1 protein-coding gene is annotated in these 2,207 nt (G+C 41.6%); it reads left to right on the top strand.

Annotated features, from left to right (window positions below):
• Window positions 1–832 precede the first annotated feature (832 nt).
• Window positions 833–1,747 (top strand): restriction endonuclease, encoded by a 915-nt coding sequence (locus BC349_RS11370; RefSeq protein ID WP_187256894.1) that lies wholly within the window; start codon window positions 833–835, stop codon window positions 1,745–1,747.
• Window positions 1,748–2,207 lie beyond the last annotated feature (460 nt).

Genomic DNA, 2,207 nt, shown 5'->3' with positions numbered 1-2,207 from the left:
AATCAACACTGGGCCAGGCTTGTCACGGTTTCAATATAGCTTTGGAATAAACAATTGAACTTATAATTAATAATCAGGCGGCTGGCCCAGCGGGACATCAGCTATGGCCCGCCTTTGCGTAAATACCTGAACGTTATGCGAAATGGCTTCGCACTTTGCACACACTCTGTAATGCCATATTGGTGAAACAGTCTGGGCGTGTCGGGGTCTTAGGTTGTAAATTGCAAAACAAATAGCCAGGTGGGCAGCATTCGGTTTAACATTGCTATCGAACTTATAACAGTATCGGGCGCACGATACCCCCGGATGGAAAGTGCCTGACTGTTGTGTTACACCGCGTGTTGAGTTTGCAGCATTTCCGTGGTTAGGTAAGGTGGGCGATTAGGAAACAGAGACAACCAATAGGACACAAAAACACCGCACTCCGCTACTGCCATACCAAGGCGCGGTGTAAGGTGGGGTGCAAAAGTGCTGGAAACAAATCTTTGGACAATGGCTCCTGTAGTTACTCTGGAGGACGGAATGTTACAACCGGAGTGAAGCTCTGACCAATCGTTCAACCGGCTGTTAATGTATGGGCAGGGGCTCGTAAACCATTCGCATAACACGTGTATTTGTATTACCAGGGCGGGACATGGGAACTTCGGCTGTAGATCAATGATGAGCATTAGTCCAGGCTTGTCACGGTTTCAATTAGGCTTTAGGTTATAAATATGGACATTAGTAAATAATATTCGGCTGAGCCGGGCTGGACGTTAGTAATGGCCCTGGCAATACAAATACCTGAACGTTGGGCGTCACCTAAAAAACCTTCACTAAAACTTAACTGCCAATGGCAATTCCAGACTTCCAAACTATCATGCTTCCGTTTATGCTTCATATAGCAGACGGACAAGAGCATACAACAACAGAAACACATGACACTTTAGCTAAGGTTTTCAATTTGACAGACGAAGAAGCTAATCAATATTTGCCAAGTGGTAATCAGAAAACATTTTATAATAGGGTGTTTTGGGCAAAGGCACACTTAAAAATGGCAGGCCTAATTGAAAATATAAAACGTGGTCATTTTAGAATTTCGCAGACTGGCAAAGATGCACTAGGTAAAAAGCCAAAAGAGATAAATCTTCGCTATTTAAAACAATTTCCAGTCTATTTGGAAAATATAGGAAGGACAAAAGATAGTGAAAAAATTATTGACAATGCTGTTGATATAGAATTGAAAGAAACACCAGAAGAGGTTATTGCAAACAGCTATTTGAAAATACGTAAAAATTTGGCTTTAGAATTGCTTTCTAAAGTAAAAGTATGTACTCCTGCCTTTTTTGAAAATTTAGTAGTTGAACTTTTAGTAAAAATGGGTTATGGTGGTACTATTAAAGAAGCAGGAAAAGCAACAAGATTAACTAGTGATGGAGGAATTGATGGTATTATAAAGGAAGATCGACTCGGGTTGGATTTTATTTACATACAAGCAAAACGTTGGGATAGCCAATCAGTAGGAAGACCAGATATTCAATCGTTCGTTGGTGCGTTAGATGGTCAAAGAGCGACTAAGGGTGTTTTCATAACAACTTCAAAATTTTCTGAAACTGCGATTGAATATGTAAAGACGATTACAAAAAAGGTTATATTAATTGATGGCGAACAATTAACAAACTACATGATTGATTATGGTCTTGGCGTTTCAACATTTACTACGTTTGATTTAAAGAGAGTTGATCATGATTATTTCGGTGAGGAATAATGAAAATACGGCGAACGCCCAACATGTGTATTTGAATTACCAGGGCGGGACAATTGAACTTCAGCAGTAGATCAATGATGAGCATTAGCCCAAGCTGGTCACGGTTTCAATTTAGCTTTTGAAAATAAATATGGGCTTTTGATAATAATTAATCGGCTGAGCCGGGCTGGACGTTAGTAATGGCCCTGGCAATACAAATACCCGGCCGTTATGCGAAATGGCCTCGCTACTCTGCCCCCAACCTGTAATGCACTATTGGTGGAGCATTCTGAAAGTGCGGGGGTCTTAAAGTGTAAGTTGCAAAACCACCATCCAGGTGGGCAGTTTTCGAAGTAACAGTCCCTTTGAAATGAAAGCGGGTTCTGGTGCACGATACCCCTGGAGGCAAAGTGCCTGCCTGTTGTGTTACACCGCGTGTTGAGTGTGCAGCATTTCCGTGGTTAGGCAAGGTGGGCGATTA

Source organism: Flavihumibacter stibioxidans (assembly GCF_014332695.1).
Lineage (GTDB): Bacteria > Bacteroidota > Bacteroidia > Chitinophagales > Chitinophagaceae > Flavihumibacter > Flavihumibacter stibioxidans.
Note: the sequence above shows the minus strand (reverse complement) of the source record. Positions and strands in the feature narration are given on the sequence as shown.

Excerpts from the sequence above, each read along its gene's own strand:
- BC349_RS11370 (WP_187256894.1), top strand. The coding sequence starts at position 833 with ATGGCAATTCCAGACTTCCAAACTATCATGCTTCCGTTTATGCTTCAT.